The organism is Trinickia sp., assembly GCF_051953955.1.
GTDB lineage: Bacteria > Pseudomonadota > Gammaproteobacteria > Burkholderiales > Burkholderiaceae > Trinickia.
In genome coordinates this window covers 1-16275 of sequence record NZ_JBQCIF010000095.1, presented here as the reverse complement: position 1 = coordinate 16275, position 16275 = coordinate 1, and the positions used below count along the sequence as shown (strand labels likewise).

General features: G+C 63.8%; 16 protein-coding genes and 1 pseudogene. 10 read left to right on the top strand and 7 right to left on the bottom strand.

Features of this window, described 5'->3' with window-relative positions; genetic code table 11:
• The first annotated feature begins 82 nt into the window (after positions 1 to 82).
• The gene (locus ACTHNZ_RS18450; RefSeq protein ID WP_440543999.1) at positions 83 to 1756 is read left to right on the top strand and encodes an electron transfer flavoprotein-ubiquinone oxidoreductase; all 1674 of its coding nucleotides are present in this window, start codon (positions 83 to 85) and stop codon (positions 1754 to 1756) included.
• A 68-nt stretch (positions 1757 to 1824) separates the two neighbouring features.
• Here ACTHNZ_RS18450 and aroC read toward each other — a convergent pair whose 3' ends face one another.
• The 3 genes from aroC to ACTHNZ_RS18435 all read right to left on the bottom strand — a co-directional run bounded on the left by aroC (position 1825) and on the right by ACTHNZ_RS18435 (position 5445).
• Positions 1825 to 2931: a chorismate synthase gene (aroC, locus tag ACTHNZ_RS18445; RefSeq protein WP_440543998.1), complete on the bottom strand. Its 1107-nt coding sequence runs from the start codon at positions 2929 to 2931 to the stop codon at positions 1825 to 1827.
• A 113-nt stretch (positions 2932 to 3044) separates the two neighbouring features.
• Positions 3045 to 4982, bottom strand: coding sequence for an MFS transporter (locus ACTHNZ_RS18440; RefSeq protein ID WP_440543997.1), 1938 nt, complete (start codon positions 4980 to 4982; stop codon positions 3045 to 3047).
• A 4-nt stretch (positions 4983 to 4986) separates the two neighbouring features.
• Complete coding sequence (locus ACTHNZ_RS18435; RefSeq protein WP_440543996.1) at positions 4987 to 5445, bottom strand: CBS domain-containing protein; 459 nt, start codon at positions 5443 to 5445, stop codon at positions 4987 to 4989.
• Between the two features lie 181 nt (positions 5446 to 5626).
• Between ACTHNZ_RS18435 and ACTHNZ_RS18430 the strand changes: the two genes are divergently transcribed.
• From ACTHNZ_RS18430 to ACTHNZ_RS18420, 3 genes are all read left to right on the top strand, one after another.
• On the top strand, positions 5627 to 6964 hold the full coding sequence (locus tag ACTHNZ_RS18430) for an O-acetylhomoserine aminocarboxypropyltransferase (RefSeq protein ID WP_440543995.1): 1338 nt from the start codon (positions 5627 to 5629) through the stop codon (positions 6962 to 6964).
• Positions 6961 to 7797 carry an alpha/beta fold hydrolase gene (locus tag ACTHNZ_RS18425; protein WP_440543994.1) on the top strand — a complete coding sequence of 279 codons (837 nt, stop codon included), beginning with the start codon at positions 6961 to 6963 and terminating at the stop codon, positions 7795 to 7797. Before ACTHNZ_RS18430 ends, ACTHNZ_RS18425 begins: the two co-directional genes overlap by 4 nt.
• A gap of 196 nt (positions 7798 to 7993) precedes the next feature.
• Positions 7994 to 8314 (top strand): Mpo1-like protein, encoded by a 321-nt coding sequence (locus ACTHNZ_RS18420; RefSeq protein WP_440543993.1) that lies wholly within the window; start codon positions 7994 to 7996, stop codon positions 8312 to 8314.
• 10 nt (positions 8315 to 8324) lie between these two features.
• Here ACTHNZ_RS18420 and ACTHNZ_RS18415 read toward each other — a convergent pair whose 3' ends face one another.
• Positions 8325 to 9623 carry a YihY family inner membrane protein gene (locus ACTHNZ_RS18415; RefSeq protein WP_440543992.1) on the bottom strand — a complete coding sequence of 433 codons (1299 nt, stop codon included), beginning with the start codon at positions 9621 to 9623 and terminating at the stop codon, positions 8325 to 8327.
• A gap of 114 nt (positions 9624 to 9737) precedes the next feature.
• On the opposite strand from ACTHNZ_RS18415, the gene wrbA reads away from it, so the two are divergent.
• The 6 genes from wrbA (at position 9738) to ACTHNZ_RS18385 (ending at position 13965) form a co-directional block, all read left to right on the top strand.
• Positions 9738 to 10340, top strand: coding sequence for an NAD(P)H:quinone oxidoreductase (wrbA, locus tag ACTHNZ_RS18410; protein ID WP_440543991.1), 603 nt, complete (start codon positions 9738 to 9740; stop codon positions 10338 to 10340).
• Complete coding sequence (locus ACTHNZ_RS18405) at positions 10337 to 10762, top strand: DUF2069 domain-containing protein (RefSeq protein ID WP_440543990.1); 426 nt, start codon at positions 10337 to 10339, stop codon at positions 10760 to 10762. Before wrbA ends, ACTHNZ_RS18405 begins: the two co-directional genes overlap by 4 nt.
• A gap of 14 nt (positions 10763 to 10776) precedes the next feature.
• Positions 10777 to 12213, top strand: a complete 1437-nt coding sequence (locus ACTHNZ_RS18400; RefSeq protein ID WP_440543989.1) for an FAD-binding oxidoreductase — start codon at positions 10777 to 10779, stop codon at positions 12211 to 12213.
• A gap of 92 nt (positions 12214 to 12305) precedes the next feature.
• Complete coding sequence (locus ACTHNZ_RS18395; RefSeq protein ID WP_440543988.1) at positions 12306 to 13130, top strand: metallophosphoesterase; 825 nt, start codon at positions 12306 to 12308, stop codon at positions 13128 to 13130.
• Between the two features lie 167 nt (positions 13131 to 13297).
• Positions 13298 to 13543, top strand: a complete 246-nt coding sequence (locus ACTHNZ_RS18390; RefSeq protein WP_440543987.1) for an AbrB/MazE/SpoVT family DNA-binding domain-containing protein — start codon at positions 13298 to 13300, stop codon at positions 13541 to 13543.
• Complete coding sequence (locus ACTHNZ_RS18385; RefSeq protein ID WP_440543986.1) at positions 13543 to 13965, top strand: type II toxin-antitoxin system VapC family toxin; 423 nt, start codon at positions 13543 to 13545, stop codon at positions 13963 to 13965. The genes ACTHNZ_RS18390 and ACTHNZ_RS18385 overlap by 1 nt, the downstream gene beginning before the upstream one ends.
• A gap of 118 nt (positions 13966 to 14083) precedes the next feature.
• On the opposite strand, the gene ACTHNZ_RS18380 is transcribed toward ACTHNZ_RS18385, so the two are convergent.
• The 3 genes and pseudogenes from ACTHNZ_RS18380 to ACTHNZ_RS18370 all read right to left on the bottom strand — a co-directional run bounded on the left by ACTHNZ_RS18380 (position 14084) and on the right by ACTHNZ_RS18370 (position 15719).
• Complete coding sequence (locus ACTHNZ_RS18380) at positions 14084 to 14365, bottom strand: hypothetical protein (RefSeq protein ID WP_440543985.1); 282 nt, start codon at positions 14363 to 14365, stop codon at positions 14084 to 14086.
• A pseudogene (locus ACTHNZ_RS18375) lies at positions 14362 to 14845 on the bottom strand (DUF2778 domain-containing protein). Before ACTHNZ_RS18375 ends, ACTHNZ_RS18380 begins: the two are co-directional and overlap by 4 nt.
• 454 nt (positions 14846 to 15299) lie before the next feature.
• Positions 15300 to 15719 (bottom strand): hypothetical protein, encoded by a 420-nt coding sequence (locus ACTHNZ_RS18370; RefSeq protein ID WP_440543984.1) that lies wholly within the window; start codon positions 15717 to 15719, stop codon positions 15300 to 15302.
• Positions 15720 to 16275: the final 556 nt, after the last annotated feature.

Here is a 16275-nt window from a genome sequence, read left to right as displayed (position 1 = left end):
TATCCCTTACGGTTGCAGCGTCCCTATCGTTCGCTGACAATACGAACCCGAAAAAAAGCATTCTAATGGCTAAGGAGCCTCAATGACCCCCGAAAGTCTGATCGAGCAGTACGGCCCTCGCGAGTCGATGGAATACGACGTCGTGATCGTCGGCGGCGGTCCCGCCGGCCTGTCCGCGGCCATTCGGCTCAAGCAGCTCGCGCAGGAGAAGGGTGTCGAGCTCGGCGTGTGCGTGCTCGAGAAGGGTTCGGAGGTCGGCGCGCATATCCTTTCGGGGGCGGTGATGGACCCGCGGGCCATTGGCGAGCTCATTCCCGATTGGAAAGAGAAAGGCGCACCGTTGAACGTGGAAGTGACCGAAGACCGCTTCCTGTTCCTCACCGAAAAAAGCGCCGTCAAAACGCCGAATTGGGCGCTGCCCGAGAACTTCAAGAATCACGGCAACTACGTGATCAGCCTGGCCAACGTCACGCGCTGGCTCGGTCAGCAAGCCGAAGCGCTCGGCGTGGAAATCTTCCCCGGCTTCGCCGCGGCGGAGGTGCTCTACGGCGACGACGGCTCGGTAAAGGGCGTCGCCACGGGCAACATGGGGATCGGCAAGGACGGCGAGCCTACGGAAAACTTCCAACTCGGCATGGAGTTGCACGCGAAGTACACGCTGTTTTGTGAAGGCGCGCGCGGGCATCTGGGCCGCAAGCTCAACGAAAAATTCAAGCTCGACCACGATGCCGACCCGCAGGTCTACGGCATCGGCATCAAGGAACTGTGGGAAATCGATCCGGCCAAGCATCAGCCGGGGCTCGTCATCCATACGGCTGGCTGGCCGCTCGATACGCAAACCTACGGGGGCTCGTTCCTCTATCACATCGACAACAACCAGGTGATGGTCGGCTTCGTGGTGGGCCTCGGCTATACGAATCCGTACCTCTCGCCGTTCGAGGAATTCCAGCGCTACAAGACGCACCCCGAAATCCGCAAGTTCCTAGAAGGCGGCAAGCGCATTTCCTACGGCGCGCGGGCGATCACGGCCGGTGGGCTGTTGTCGCTACCCAAGCTCGTGTTCCCGGGCGGCGCGCTCGTGGGCGACGATGCGGGCTTTTTGAACGCCTCGCGCATCAAGGGCAGCCATGCGGCCATCAAGAGCGGCATGCTCGCGGCGCAGGCCGCGTTCGATGCCGTGCAGGCCGGCCGTCAAAACGATGAACTGACGGCCTACCCGGAATCGTTCAAGCAATCGTGGCTGCACGGCGAGTTGCACCGTGCTCGCAACTTCAAGCAGTGGATGAGCAAGGGCTTGTACTTGGGCACGCTCATGGTGGGCATCGAGCAGAAGCTGCTCGGCGGCAACGTGCCGTGGACGCTGCATCATCAGCACCGCGATCACGAGATGCTGAAGCCGGCCGCGCAATGCACGCCGATCGCCTATCCGAAGCCGGACGGCAAGCTCACGTTCGATAGGCTCTCGTCCGTATTTCTCTCGAATACGAACCACGAAGAAAATCAGCCCGCGCATCTGACGCTCAAGGATGCGTCGGTGCCCGTGAACGTCAATCTACGAACCTATGCGGGGCCCGAGGGGCGGTACTGTCCGGCGGCCGTGTACGAGTTCGTCAAGAGCGACGACGGCAGCGATCGGCTCGTCATCAATGCGCAGAACTGCGTGCATTGCAAGACGTGCGACATCAAGGACCCGACGCAGAACATCGTTTGGGTCACGCCGGAAGGCGGCGGCGGGCCGAATTACGCCAACATGTGACGAAAGCGCTGAAAGCGCTGCGTTGAAGGGCCGCGTCCATCGCGGCCCTTTGCCATTGCGCTCGCCCGTCAGGATGAGGGTGCGCTGGCCGCGATTTTCGGCGTTGTCACGCTCACATCGCCGCATTGCGCGCGGTGGCGCAACGCATGATCGATCAGCACGAGGGCCAGCATCGCCTCGGCGATCGGCGTCGCGCGAATACCGACGCATGGGTCGTGACGCCCGAACGTCTCGACGACCGCCGGGTTGCCTTCCTTGTCGATCGAACGGCGCGGTGTGCGGATACTCGAAGTCGGCTTGATCGCGATCGAAACGGTGATGTCCTGCCCCGTCGAAATCCCGCCGAGCACGCCGCCCGCGTGGTTGCCGACGAAACCTTCGGGCGTCAGTTCGTCGCCATGAACCGATCCGCGCTGCGCGACGCTCGCGAAGCCAGCGCCGATCTCGACGCCCTTCACGGCGTTGATCCCCATCATGGCGTGCGCAATGTCCGCATCGAGCCGGTCGAACAAAGGCTCGCCCCAGCCGGCCGGCACACCGGTGGCCACGGCGTTGATGCGCGCGCCGATCGAATCGCCGTCCTTGCGCAGCGCGTCCATGTAGGCCTCCAACTGCGGCACGATCTGTGCATTCGGAGCGAAGAACGGGTTTTCGCGAACGTACGACCAATCGACGAACGGAATGTCGATTTCGCCGAGCGCGCTCATATAGCCGCGCACTTCGACGCCGAACTGCTCGCGCAGCCACTTCTTGGCGACGGCGCCGGCGGCGACCGTCGGCGCGGTGAGCCGTGCGGACGACCGGCCGCCGCCGCGATAATCGCGCACGCCGTACTTCTGCCAATAGGTGTAGTCGGCATGCCCGGGACGGAACGTTTGGGCGATGTTGCCGTAATCCTTGCTGCGCTGATCGGTATTGCGAATCAGCAGCGCGATCGGCGCACCCGTGGTCACGCCCTCGAACACGCCCGAAAGGATTTCCACCTTGTCCTCTTCCTGGCGCTGCGTGACGTGACGCGACGTGCCGGGCTTGCGGCGATCGAGTTCCGCTTGAATATCGGCTTCTGAAAGCGCCATTGCCGGCGGGCATCCGTCGATCACACAGCCGATGGCCGGCCCGTGCGATTCGCCGAACGTCGTGACGGTGAATAGCGTGCCGAGAGTGTTGCCGGACATGGACGTGGCCTCAAAGATAATGAGCAAAACGATATTATGCCTTGCCCCGGGCTCGGAACGCCCTTGTGCCCACGATGGGCGGCGCCACGACCGCCCCACCCACCGGCCCAGCCCTAGCGCCGCGCCCCGCGCAACTCGGCTACGATCGCCTGCAGCGCCTCGGGCGTCGCCGCGCTCGGCGGGAGCGGTTCGGCCACGGCCAGCGTCAGGCGGCTCATGACGCCCTTGTTCAGCGGACGAGGCACGCGCGCATCGGCATGGCGCGAAAACACGCTGCCCCAGAGGCCGCGCAATGCCATCGGGATGACGGGCACCGGCGCACGCTGCAAGATTTGCGTCACGCCGTGGCGGAACGTATTCAATTCGCCGTCGCGGGTGAGCTTGCCCTCGGGAAAGATGCAGACGAGCTCGCCCTCGGCCAAAGCCTCGGCGCAAGCATCGTAGGCCTTGGCCAGCATCGCGGGATCCTCGTGCGCCGGGGCGATCGGGATGGCCTTCGCATGACGGAACAGCCAGCCCGCGAACGGTGTGCGGAAAATCCGGTGGTCCATGACGAACCGGATCGGCCGTGAGCTCTCCGCCATGATCACGACCGCATCGACATAACTCACATGATTGCAGACGAGCACGGCCGCGCCTTGCTCGGGGATGCGCTCGGCGTGCACGAGCCGAATCCGATAGAACGTATGCACGAGCATCCATGCGACGAAACGCAACAGGAACTCCGGCACGAGCGAGTAGATATACGCGGCGACGAGCACGTTGAGTAGCGCGGTGACCGCGAAGATTCCGGGGATGCTGACGCCGAGCGACGTTAGGCCGATCGCCATCACCGCCGAGACGATCATGAAGAACGCGTTGAGGATGTTGTTCGCGGCGATGATGCGCGCGCGATGCGTGCTCTGGCAGCGGCTCTGGATCAGGGCGTAGAGCGGCACGCTGTAGAAGCCGCCGAACATCGCCAGCAGGAATAGATCGGCGAGAATCCGCCAATGCCGCGCGTGCCCGAGAAATTCGGCAACGCCGATGAGCCGCCCCGCCGGCGCGACGCCGTGGCTGGCCCAGTACAGATCGAGCGCGAATACGCTGATGCCGATCGAGCCCAGCGGCACGAGCCCGATTTCGACGCGCCGCTTCGAGAGCCGCTCGCACAGCAGCGATCCGGTCCCGATCCCGAGCGAGAACGTAGCCAGCAACACGGTGACGACGTCCGGATTGGCCGACAGGACGTCCTTCGCATAGCTGAAGAACGACGTCAGGAACGTGGCACCGACGAACCAGAGCCAGGAAATGCCGAGCAAGCTCAAGAAGACGGTGCGATTCGTGCGCGCGAGCGCCAGGTTGCGCCACGTCTCCGTGATCGGGTTCCAATTGATGCGCAGTTCTGGCTGCGAAGCAGGCGAGACGGGTACGCGGCTCGATGTTGCACGCCCGGCCAATGCCACGACGAAGCACGTACCGGCCAAAAGCCACGCACCGTGCGCCGGAGACGCCGCGGCGGCGCCACCGATGATCGTCCCGATCAGAATCGCCACGAACGTGCCCATTTCGACGAGCCCGTTGCCGCCGACGAGTTCGCGATCGTCCAAATGCTGGGGCAAATACGCGTATTTGACGGGGCCGAACAGCGTCGAATGGACGCCCATGAGGAGCGTGCAGAGGTACAGGAGCGGCGCATGGTGGGTGACGAATCCGGCCCCGCCGATCAGCATCACGACGATCTCGAACGTCTTGACGAAGCGCGTGAGCGTGGCTTTGTCGTATTTATCGGCGATCTGCCCCGAGGTGGCCGACAGCAGCACGAACGGCAAAATGAAGATCGCCGAGATCAGAAAGGCCGCCGTCTTCGCATCGACGCCCGAAAAACGGGCAGTCTGGTACGTGACGAGCGAGCTGAAGCCCACCTTGAAAACGTTATCGTTCAGCGCGCCGAGAAACTGCGTCCAGAAGAAGGGGGCGAATCGCCGCTCGCGAAAGAGCGAGAACTGCGAGTGATTGTCGCGCGGCGCGCGGCGCCGCAGCGAGGCGGCGGGCAACGGTTGGTCGCTCATGCGGTCAGCGCGTATCCCTCGCCTGTCCTTCCTCGGGCCAATCGCGGATGTACGCCTTCAGCATCCGGTTCTCGAAGCCTTGCTCCTCGACGACGGCCTTGGCCACGTCGTAGAACGAGATGACGCCCATCAGCGTGCGGTTTTCGATGACCGGCAAATAGCGGACGTGATGCTCGAGCATCATGCGGCGCACCTCGTTGACATCCGTTTCGGGAGTACAGGTGATCGGATGATCGTCCATGACCTTTCGGATCGTGGTGCCACCGACGCTGCCGCCGTTCTTCTTCAGCGTGAGGATGATCTCGCGGAACGTGAGCATGCCGACGAGATCGCCGAATTCCATGACGACGAGCGAGCCGATGTCGTGCTCGGCCATCGTGTTCACCGCATCGTGCAGCGCGGTATCGGGCGTGACCGTAAACAAGGTGTTGCCCTTGACCTTCAGGATGTCGCTGACTCTCATGCTCATTCTCCCGGTGATGCTTGAGTGGATCGGTCGATCCTAGCGGAAAGGCCTGCAAAAGGAAAGCGAGGCGCCCCTTGGATGGGACCGCGGGCGCGCACTAGCGCTCCCATCCGGCCCGGCACGGCGATGTTACGATGGCCGCCACCGCAACCTTTGCCGGCACCGGCCGGCCGATGCCATGTCCGCCAACCGCTTCGATACGCTCGCGCTGCATGCCGGTGCGGCCCCCGATCCCGCGACGGGCGCGCGCGCCACGCCCATTTATCAAAGCACGGCCTTCGTTTTTCGCGACGCGGACCACGCCGCCGCCCTGTTCAACATGGAGCGCGCGGGGCATGTCTATTCGCGGCTGTCCAATCCGACCGTCGCCGTGTTCGAAGAACGCGTCGCGGCGCTCGAGAACGGCGTCGGCGCGATCGGCACCGCCAGCGGCCAAGCCGCGCTGCATCTTGCCATCGTCACGCTGATGGGCGCCGGCTCGCACATCGTCGCCTCGAGCGCGTTGTACGGCGGCTCTCACAATTTGCTGCACTACACGCTGCGCCGTTTCGGGATCGAAACGACGTTCGTGAAGCCGGGCGATCTCGACGCCTGGCGCGCCGCGGTACGCCCCAATACGCGCCTCTTCCTGGGCGAGACGCTCGGCAATCCCAATTTGGACGTGCTCGACATCGAGACCCTCGCCGGCATCGCTCACGAGCATGCGACCCCGCTGCTCGTCGATTCGACGTTCACGACGCCGTTCCTCGTCAAGCCGTTCGAGCACGGTGCCGATTTCGTCTATCACTCGGCAACCAAATTTCTCGGCGGTCACGGCACGACGATCGGCGGCGTGCTCGTCGACGGCGGCACGTTCGATTTCGCCGCGTCGGGCCGGTTTCCGGAATTCACGGAACCCTACGACGGCTTTCACGGCATGGTCTTCGCCGAGGAAAGCACCGTCGCCCCGTTCTTGCTGCGCGCCCGCCGCGAGGGCCTGCGCGATTTCGGGGCCTGCCTGCATCCCCAAGCCGCTTGGCAGTTGCTGCAGGGCATAGAAACGCTGCCGCTGCGGATGGAGCGGCACGTCGCGAATACGCGCAAGGTCGTGAACTTCCTCGCCGCACAGCCGGCCGTGGAATCGGTGGCCTACCCCGAGCTCGAATCGCATCCGGACTACGCGCTGGCCAAGCGCCTGCTGCCGCGCGGCGCCGGGGCGGTGGTCAGCTTCAATTTGCGCGGCGATCGCACGGCCGGCCGGCGCTTCATCGAAGCGTTGACGCTGTTCTCCCACCTCGCCAATGTCGGCGATGCCCGCTCGCTCGTCATCCACCCGGCGTCGACGACGCATTTTCGAATGGACGCCGCCGCGCTCGCCGCGGCCGGCATCACCGAGGGCACGATCCGGCTGTCGATCGGCTTGGAAGATCCCGACGATCTGATCGACGACCTCAAGCGCGCGCTGAAAGCTGCAAGCAAGAACACGGCGAAACCCGCATCAAGCTCCGGTGCGTCGTCGAAGGAGGAGCGCGCATGAACCTGACCGTCCAAGGCAAGACCGCCTATGCCTACACCGGCGGCAAGCGCTTCGACCCGGCACTGCCTATGGCCGTCTTCCTGCACGGCGCCCAGCACGACCATAGCGTGTGGGCACTACAGAGCCGCTACTTCGCGCACCACGGCTTCAACGTGCTCGCCGTCGACCTTCCCGGTCACTGCCGCAGCGAGGGGCCGGCAAAAACGTCGATCGAGGCGATGGCGGATTGGCTCGCCGATCTGCTGGACGCGGCCGGTGCGCCCAGCGCGCTCGTCATCGGGCACAGCATGGGCTCGCTCGTGGCGCTCGACTTCGCGGCCCGGTACCCGAATCGCGCCTGGGGTGCCGCGCTCGTGGCCACGGCCGCGCCCATGACCGTCTCGGACGCATTGCTCGATGCCGCGCTCCATCGCGAGCCCGAGGCGATCGATCTCGTCAACCGCTGGTCGCACTCCACCATCGCCGCCAAGCCGTCGTGCCCGGCCCCGGGCTTCTGGCTGCATGGCGTCAATCAGCGCCTGATGGAACGCGTTTCGGCGCGCGGTGAACCGAACCTGTTCCACACGGACTTCGCCGCCTGCAACGGCTATGCGCAGGGCCTCGAACGCGCCGCCCAGGTGCGCTGCCCCATACGGCTCGTGCTCGGTGCGAAGGACATGATGACGCCGGCACGCGCGACGCGCGCGCTCGTCGATACGCTCAAAAGCGCCGGAACGCCGGTGGACGTCGTCACGCTCGACGCCGGGCACGCGCTGATGAGCGAGCAGCCCGACGGCACGTTGGAGGCGCTGTACGCGTTTGCGCAGTCGGCCACGGCCATGCAACGGGCTTGACGATACGCGGGCCGAGGCGGCTGCGCCACTAGGCCGAACGGCCGAGTTGCACCTTCGCGGCGATCGCCGGACAATGGTTTTCGTCAACGCAGGCGCCCCGGCGGGCAAGAGAGCGGCACCGGCGGTCCGCATGCGGCCGCCGCCGTTCGATGTCTCGTTGCGAGGGGCGCCGCACGGCACGAAACGGAGGGATGCGATGACTCACGGCACTCATACGGCCCAGTTCGCGAGCTTCGCCGAGTTCTACCCGTTCTATCTCGGCGAGCATCGAAACATAGTCTGCCGCCGCCTGCACTTCGTCGGCTCGCTCGGCGTGATCGGCTGCGTGGCGATGGCCGTGGCCACGGGCGGCTGGTTCTGGCTGCCGGCGGCCGTCGTCTGCGGCTACGGCTTCGCCTGGATAGGCCACTTCTTCTTCGAAAAGAACCGCCCCGCCACGTTCCGCCATCCGCTCTACAGCTTGATGGGCGACTGGGTGATGTTCAAAGACATCTGCGTCGGCAAGATCGCGCTCTAGCGGCGCGCGCCTACGCTGGCTGATGCGGCCAGGGCGCGCGTGCCGGCTGCCCCGGTTGGCCCGAGACGCCGCGCGCGTTGCGGGCCGCCACGAGCGTGGCGATGCTCAAGTCGAGCTTTGGATTGTGCAGTGCATCAAGCAGCATCGCGGTGTCGACACGCGTCGAATCGAGCCGCAATTGATACTCGAGCTCCGGCCGGTCGATCACGAACAGATCGAATAGCCGCCCCACCGTGAGCTGAGCGGGGTTCGCGATCAACACGTAGCGCAGCGCGTTGTCGTCGGCGAGGCGCGTGATCCACTCGCGCCGAGCCAGCTTGCCCAATAGCCGCGTAACGGTATCGATGTCGCAGCGAACCATGCGCGCGAGCTCCATCGGCGTGAGGCCGGGCCGGCCGGCTTCGCGCGCCTCGTCCAAGCGCACGAGCAGCTCGAGCGCATCGAGCAGGTCGCTGCCGGCATAGCGTCGCCGATGGAACTCGCCCGCGCGGATGGCCGGCAGCGCCGAAACGAACGTGGCCCCCGCGAGCGTGATGAACCAGCACAGATACACCCAGACCAAGAACAGCGGCACGAGCGCGAATGCGCCATAGACAGCGGCGTAGGTGGGCATGCGACGCACATAGAAGCCGAAACCGCGCTTGGCAAGCTCGAACGCAACGGCGGCCAGCACCCCTCCGGCAACGGCATCGCGCCATTGAACCGCACAATTGGGCAGATACACGTATAGCAGCGTGAACGCGAGCGCGGTCAGCGGCAATGCCGTGCCCGTGAGCACCCATTCGAGCAACGACGGCACATGTCCGTTCGCCACGAGGCTCGAGCCGAACAGGTACGACGAGATCGATAGGCTCACGCCGATGAGTAGCGGGCCGAGCGTCACGATCGCCCAATAGACGAGTACCCGCTGAGCAAGTGGCCGCGGTTTGGCGACGCGCCAGATGACGTTGAAAGACGATTCGACGGTCATCATCGTCATCACCGACGTGACGAACAGCACGATCATGCCCGCCGTCGTCAATCCTTTCGCCTTCGATGCAAACAGGTTCAGATACTTGAAGATCTGACTGTTGATTTGATCCGGCATCAAATGCTGCGCGAGAAACGTCTGCAAGGACGCTTGGAATTGCGCAAAGATCGGGAACGCCGTGAACAGCGCGAACGCGACGGTCGCGAGCGGAACGATCGCGAGCATCGTCGTAAACGTCAGGCTGGCCGCCACTTGAGCGATGCGGTCTTCGCGGCTGCGCTTCGCGGCGAAGCGCGCCAGACGTTTGAGCGTATCCAGTTCGGAGCTGAGCGTCCGCAAGAATCGTTCTCCTTTTTTGCGTTCGATGGCCGAGCCGGCCCGGCTCGAATCGCGGCGTGCCGCCGCAGGGGCGGCAGTGTACCCCTATAATAAGCCGCTCACGACCCAGGCTTTATGAAAGACATACTCGTACTCTATTACAGCCGGCACGGTGCAACGCGCGATCTGGCGTTGGCCATCGCTCGAGGAGTGGATAGCGTGCCCGGCATGCAGGCGCGCGTGCGCACGGTGCCCGCGGTATCGCCCGTGAGCGAAGCGACCGAGCCGGCCATTCCGCCTGATGGGCCGCCCTATGCGGAGTTGCGCGATCTCGAAGAATGCGCGGGGCTGGCGCTCGGTTCGCCAACACGCTTCGGCAACATGGCAGCATCGCTCAAATACTTTCTCGACGGCACGACACCGCAATGGATGAGCGGCGCTTTGGCCGGCAAGCCGGCTTGCGTGTTTACGTCGACGAGCAGCATGCATGGCGGCCAGGAGTCGACCTTGCTCTCGATGATGCTGCCGCTTTTGCATCACGGCATGCTGATGGTCGGGCTCCCGTACACCGAGAGCACGCTGGCGACGACGCAAACCGGCGGCACGCCGTATGGTGCCTCGCACGTCTCGGGCGCTGGCGCGCGCGAATCGGCGCTCTCCGCCGACGAGAAAACGCTCGCCGTCGCGCTAGGGGCCCGGCTGGCGCGCACGGCATCGCTTCTGGCCGGCCGGCCATGACGGCGCCCGGCCGCGCGGCCCAGCCCTCGGCAGCGGCGCCGATCGCCGCACGTGGCCGGTGCGCGCTCGGCGCGACACTCGCGCTCGCGGCCCTGATCGTCCTTGCCGTGGCGTGGGAGTGGTGGCTCGCGCCGCTGCGCCCGGGCGGCTCGGCGTTCGTACTCAAGGCGTTGCCGCTCGCCTGCGCGCTGCCCGGCGTCCGGCGGCGCAGCCTCTATACGCTGCAGTGGGCATCGATGCTCGTGCTGCTCTACATGGCCGAGGGGATCGTGCGCGGCATGACCGACCACGGGATGTCCGCACGGCTCGGCTGGATCGAAGCCGCCCTGGCCACGCTCTTTCTCGCCTGCGCCCTGGCCTATGTCGCCCCATTCAAGCGGGCGTCGCGCATCGCTCGCCGCAACGCCGGCGCCACCCGCTAGTTCTAGACATCATCATGACCGATACCTCATCGACCGACGTCAACGCATTCGTCGCCGCCTGCCGCGCCACGATCGGCGCCGCGCACGTATTGACCGAAGCGCACGATACGGAACCGTTTTTGACCGATTGGCGCCGCCGCTATACGGGTGCGGCCTGCGCCGTCCTGCGGCCGGGGACGGCGCAGGAAGTGGCCGCCATCGTGAAGCTGGCCAATGCGCACCGCGTCGCGCTCGTGCCGCAGGGCGGCAACACGGGGCTCGCGGGCGGCGCCACGCCCGATGCAACGGGCAGGCAGGCCTTGGTGAGTCTTAGCCGTTTGAACCGGATCCGAGCACTCGATCCACACAACAACACGATCACAGTCGAAGCGGGTGTCGTGCTGGCCGAGGTGCAAAGTCACGCACGCGACGCACAGCGCTTGTTTCCGCTCAGCCTCGCGGCGGAAGGCAGCTGCACGATCGGCGGCAACCTTTCGACGAACGCCGGCGGCACTGCCGTGCTTCGCTACGGCAATACGCGCGAGCTGTGCCTGGGCCTCGAAGTGGTGACGCCGCAGGGCGAGATCTGGGACGGTCTGCGCGCGCTGCGCAAGGACAACACGGGCTACGACCTGCGCGACCTCTATATCGGGGCGGAAGGCACGCTCGGCATCATCACGGCCGCCGTCATGAAGCTGTATCCGTTGCCGGCCGCGAACGTGACCGCGCTGGCCGCGCTGGCATCGCCGCATGCCGCGCTCGACTTTCTGGCACTCGCGCATCGCTACGCCGGTCCGCTGCTGACGGGCTTCGAATTGATGTCCGATTTCTGCCTACGCCTCGTCGGCAAGCATTTCCCGCACATGCGCTATCCGTTCGGCGAGCCGCACGCGCAGATCGTCCTGCTCGAGCTGTCCGACAACGAAAGCGAAGCCCATGCGCGCACGCTGTTCGAGCAGATGATGGAAGAAGCGCTCGAATCGGGCCTCGTCGACGATGCCGTCGTGGCCGAGAATCTTGCACAATCGCGCGCGTTCTGGGATTTGCGCGAGCATATTCCGCTCGCGCAAGCGGAAGAAGGCTTGAACGTGAAACACGACATCGCGGTTCCGATCTCGAGCATCGGCACGTTCATCGAGGAGACCGATGCGGCAATCGCGCAAGCAGCCCCCGGTGCTCGCATGGTCACGTTCGGCCACCTCGGCGACGGCAACCTCCATTACAACGTGCAGGCGCCCGAAGGCGTCGATGCGGCGGCGTTCCTCGCGCGATACCAAGCGCCTTTGAACCGTATCGTCTACGACAGCGTGCACCGTCATCAGGGCACGTTCAGCGCCGAACATGGCCTTGGTCAATTGAAAGTGGACGAAGTGAGCCATTACAAATCGCCCGTCGAAATCGGCCTCATGCGCACGCTCAAAGCAGCGTTGGACCCGCTCGGGATGATGAACCCGGGCAAAGTGCTACGCTGAAGCCATAGCGACCGAGGGCGGGCCGCGCGCGGCGACGCGACGCAACGCGCGCCCTGCCCCCGCCTGGGTTCCTAGCCCCGAAAAGGTGTCCCGTGAAGATTCGCGTCTTGTCAGATCTGCATCTGGAGTGCGACGAGCCGGAAGCGATCCCGCACGCCGAGGCCGATCTCGTCGTCCTCGCCGGCGACATTCATAACCACGCCGAGGGTATTCGCTGGGCCGCGGAGACGTTCGCGGCGGACATCCCCGTCGTCTACGTGCCGGGCAATCACGAGTACTACGACGGGGAGTTCGGCGCGCTCGAAGTCGCGATGCGCGACGCGGCGGGCAGCGTCGAGAACGTCCATTACTTGAATAACGATGCGCTGATCGATCCCAAGGGTCGCTGGCGCGTGCTCGGCACGACGCTGTGGACCGACTTCGGATTGTTCGGCGACGACGAAGCAACCGTTGCCGCGGCGATTGCCGCCGCCGAAAAGGTGATGCTGGATTTTCGCGGGCCGATTCAGGTGACGTGGCCGTCGGGCGGAGCGGGGGAAGCCGGCGCCAGCGAACGCCCGCGCCTGTTCACGGTGGCCGACTCGCTTGCGCTCCATCGACGCGCGCGCGCATGGCTCGCGCAGGAGCTAGCCAAGCCGTTTACCGGCACGACGATCGTTGTGACCCATCACGCGCCGCATCGGGCGAGTCTGGCCGACCGCTTCGCAAACGATCTGGCCTCGGCCGGCTTCATCAGCCATTTGACCGACCTCATCGGACCGCCCGCCGCGCTTTGGATTCACGGGCATACGCATACGCAGTTCGATTATGCGGTGAACGGCACGCGCATCGTTTGCAACCCGCGCGGCTATGTCGATCGGCGCCGCCATAGGCTCGAAAATCCACTGTTCGTGTGGGATAAGGTCGTCGAGGTTTGAACTCGCGGCGGGAACGATCGGTCTGTCGTTTGACTGCATAACAGAGCCCGGATCGCTCATGGACTTGCGCGCCGAGCCATTGGCCTGCGGCCGCACAACCCACAAAGCTTGCATCCCGCTGAATAGGTCACAATGTATCTACATTAACGTAGATCAATGAGGCCGCTATGAATCTGCACGTAGCAAAATGGGGCAATAGTCTTGCGCTGCGCCTTCCCGCTGAGTATGTGCGGCGCATTGGCGTCAAGGAAGGCGATCAGGTGCAAGCGAGCCTGACCATCGATGGGGGCATCTGCCTTCGGGCGAACCGATGGGATCGTCAAGCCTTCAGCCGTGAACTGGAAAAGAACCGCGCCGATATGCCGATGACTGAATCGGTCATGGATGAGTTGCGGCGCGGGGCACGGTACTGATGGTGTACGTCGACACGAGTGTGCTAGTGGCGTTTTGCGTGAACGAGCCGAAAAGCGCCGCTGTCGCGCGATGGTACGCCGCTTGTACCGACGAATTAGCGTCCGCCGCCTGGTGTGTCACGGAGTTTGCCAATGCGCTCGGCATCAAGCAGAGGACGAACCAAATCACTGCCGAGCAGGGGGCGACCGCATGGCAGGCGTTCGAACGCCTCTGTGCCAGTGACTTAGAGTTATTACCGGTGGATCCCCCAACGTTTCACCGCGCCGCCGTGCTGACGCTTGACGCATCAACGAGTCTGCGCGCGGGCGATGCGCTTCACCTTGCGGCTGCCCTCGACGCCAAAGCGAAAGGCATGGCAACGCTCGATGACGTGCTGGCACGCAATGCGAAGCGATTGAAGATCAAGCCCGTCATGTTTTGACAATGGCTTGATGGCGGAGCCCCTGCTTAGCCTTAGCAGGCGAAGAGTTGGACACCCCACCGAAGTGGGTGACGTTGGATGACGCGCCACCGGTTGACAAGGCAGCGCGTGAGGCTCGTCAATGGACGGCGGCGCGATTCGATCGAACCCGCGCCAGCAGAGCGCCGGCAATCCATACGAGCACGGCCGCGACGATGAAGCTCAGCACGAGCAGCACGCCGAGCAGCACGGTTTCTTCGCCTTCGGTGCCGACCGCGCCGAACAGGCGGAACAGCGGCGTTAGTGCGGACCATGCTGCCTCGCTGCCAACCCATCGCGCAAGCGGATCAATGCGCGAAAGTCCGATGAAAACCGGTCCGGTCAGCACGAGCGCAATCACGAATCGCAGAATCAGTTTCATCGAACGTCCACCGTTCCGTAGCAAGGCGTGCTCGTGCCCGGAATCGTCTTCGTCGGCTGCGCCAGCAGATAGTCCCGCAATCGGTCGAACTGCGACTGAGACGTCAATGCGATGCAGCCGTCGCTCACCCCCCATCTACCGTTGGGGTGCAGTCAGAAATTGCCGCGCCTCACACCGTTCACGAACGTCCAGTCGTCGATTTTGCCGTCGGCACTGTACAGGGCAAACCATGTTGCACGATCACGGTTTGACCATAGATCGAGGCCGAAGTCACGTAGACGCCCAAGGCGGCCGCCGGGTTTGCGCTTGATGATGTAGTAGCGCCCCTTCGGGATCGGGGCCTTTGTTCGGTACGGCCGTGTCTTTTGGATCGTCGACGTGCTGACCATTTCCGGAGAACGCTGCGACTCCACCAAAACCGGCACACGTGAGCGTGGAAACCTTCTGGCCGTTAAGGGTGAATGTACATTGGATTGGCATCATGGCCCTCGGTTGTTGTAATGGCATGAAGGTATGATGAAAACATGTTCACGCGCAATCCCATATTCCGGAAGATCATGCGCTCGTCGCGTTCGCGTTTTTTACGCTACGTCACTCACGCGGCTGTTCAGCATCGCCGACGATATCTGCGGGCGATCTTCTCCCGCCGCGAAACTACGCCATACCGAACACCCCATTCGAGACAACTGCGGTCCGCGTGTTCATCCGAGTGACAACAACCCGCGCTATGCTTACTAAGATTTTATAAAGTATTTCACTCGCAGGCATATTGGCACTCGGGCTACCGGAAGAATGTTCCTTTCTAAAAATTTAATAACCACCAATGGAATGCACCGACGAGCGCGCCACCCTAAGTACTGGTTCTGGATCAGATCACGGCTTGATCGCTATTTCGTCGGCCTTGATCCATCGAAGCAGATGTTTGCCGGAAGCTTTACGTAGCCACATAGGCCCAGCCTACCGGAGATTGCTTCAACACCATCACAACATCGTTCTGGACTAGGTAGGCCCGACTCGCGCTCGCATCATCGGGCGCAGTATAAAGCGTCGCTTTTTGCACTGATACGAATGCGGTTCTATGCCCGTTTTCGACGGCTGCCGGCACTGACGTGCCAACGGAGTTGCTGTTAGCTTTCGAGAGCGAGCTGGCGATCAGTCGAGCATCATTGTGCGCGCCGGCCGCGTCCAAGGCAGTCGCAATCTTCCGATAGATCTCACGGTTGATCGGCGACGGCGGATCGCAGCGTAGGAGATTGTCCGCGCCGGAATCGTCGCGGATTGTTAGCTTCGGAGGCTGACCTGCACTTATAAAGCCCAGTTGCCGGCTTGCCGATGGTCGGTCGCTCTTCAGCATCAAGTCCGTCTGTTCGTCTGTGCCCCACTGCGCGCGCTACCCAGTTCGCCAGCCTGCTCCGCATACCTCGCCAGTCTGATCAGCGGTTATACACCCCGTACGTATTTCGATCATGGAGCAGTACTCCCTGTCCAGCACTGACTCCGGCTGCCCTGGCCCCGACGATACAGTCCCCTGTTCGTCTCGTGCGACGACAACGTATTGGCCCGACGGCGAGATATTGCCGTCACTCGGCGGTTCCATTTGCGTGCCCCCGCCGTCGCCCGACTCGCCTATTCTTGGCTGCAGACCGAATAACGCTCCGTTCGGGAAATAGAAAACAGCCTTTTTCCAGACCCGTTCGGGCAAAGGATCTTGGGGATTTGCCGCGTTGCTGTAGACAATTGCAGCCCCACCCGGCAAATGAAACCGGAGCGAAGACTGCTGCGCGGCAGCCGCCAGGCTGGTCAGCAGCAAGGCCGTGGCGAGCAAAGAGAATCGAGTTACCGTACTCACGTTTATCCTAGTGTTACCTTGGGGCCGTCATAGCAACCGGAAGCCACAGACACTCCATGCT

Coding starts and splice junctions, on each gene's coding strand:
- ACTHNZ_RS18435 (WP_440543996.1), bottom strand. CDS start 5,445: ATGAGAGTCAGCGACATCCTGAAGGTCAAGGGCAACACCTTGTTTACG.
- ACTHNZ_RS18430 (WP_440543995.1), top strand. CDS start 5,627: ATGTCCGCCAACCGCTTCGATACGCTCGCGCTGCATGCCGGTGCGGCC.
- ACTHNZ_RS18390 (WP_440543987.1), top strand. CDS start 13,298: ATGAATCTGCACGTAGCAAAATGGGGCAATAGTCTTGCGCTGCGCCTT.
- ACTHNZ_RS18450 (WP_440543999.1), top strand. CDS start 83: ATGACCCCCGAAAGTCTGATCGAGCAGTACGGCCCTCGCGAGTCGATG.
- ACTHNZ_RS18385 (WP_440543986.1), top strand. CDS start 13,543: ATGGTGTACGTCGACACGAGTGTGCTAGTGGCGTTTTGCGTGAACGAG.
- ACTHNZ_RS18370 (WP_440543984.1), bottom strand. CDS start 15,719: ATGCTGAAGAGCGACCGACCATCGGCAAGCCGGCAACTGGGCTTTATA.
- wrbA (WP_440543991.1), top strand. CDS start 9,738: ATGAAAGACATACTCGTACTCTATTACAGCCGGCACGGTGCAACGCGC.
- ACTHNZ_RS18380 (WP_440543985.1), bottom strand. CDS start 14,365: ATGAAACTGATTCTGCGATTCGTGATTGCGCTCGTGCTGACCGGACCG.
- ACTHNZ_RS18420 (WP_440543993.1), top strand. CDS start 7,994: ATGACTCACGGCACTCATACGGCCCAGTTCGCGAGCTTCGCCGAGTTC.
- ACTHNZ_RS18425 (WP_440543994.1), top strand. CDS start 6,961: ATGAACCTGACCGTCCAAGGCAAGACCGCCTATGCCTACACCGGCGGC.
- ACTHNZ_RS18400 (WP_440543989.1), top strand. CDS start 10,777: ATGACCGATACCTCATCGACCGACGTCAACGCATTCGTCGCCGCCTGC.
- ACTHNZ_RS18440 (WP_440543997.1), bottom strand. CDS start 4,982: ATGAGCGACCAACCGTTGCCCGCCGCCTCGCTGCGGCGCCGCGCGCCG.
- aroC (WP_440543998.1), bottom strand. CDS start 2,931: ATGTCCGGCAACACTCTCGGCACGCTATTCACCGTCACGACGTTCGGC.
- ACTHNZ_RS18405 (WP_440543990.1), top strand. CDS start 10,337: ATGACGGCGCCCGGCCGCGCGGCCCAGCCCTCGGCAGCGGCGCCGATC.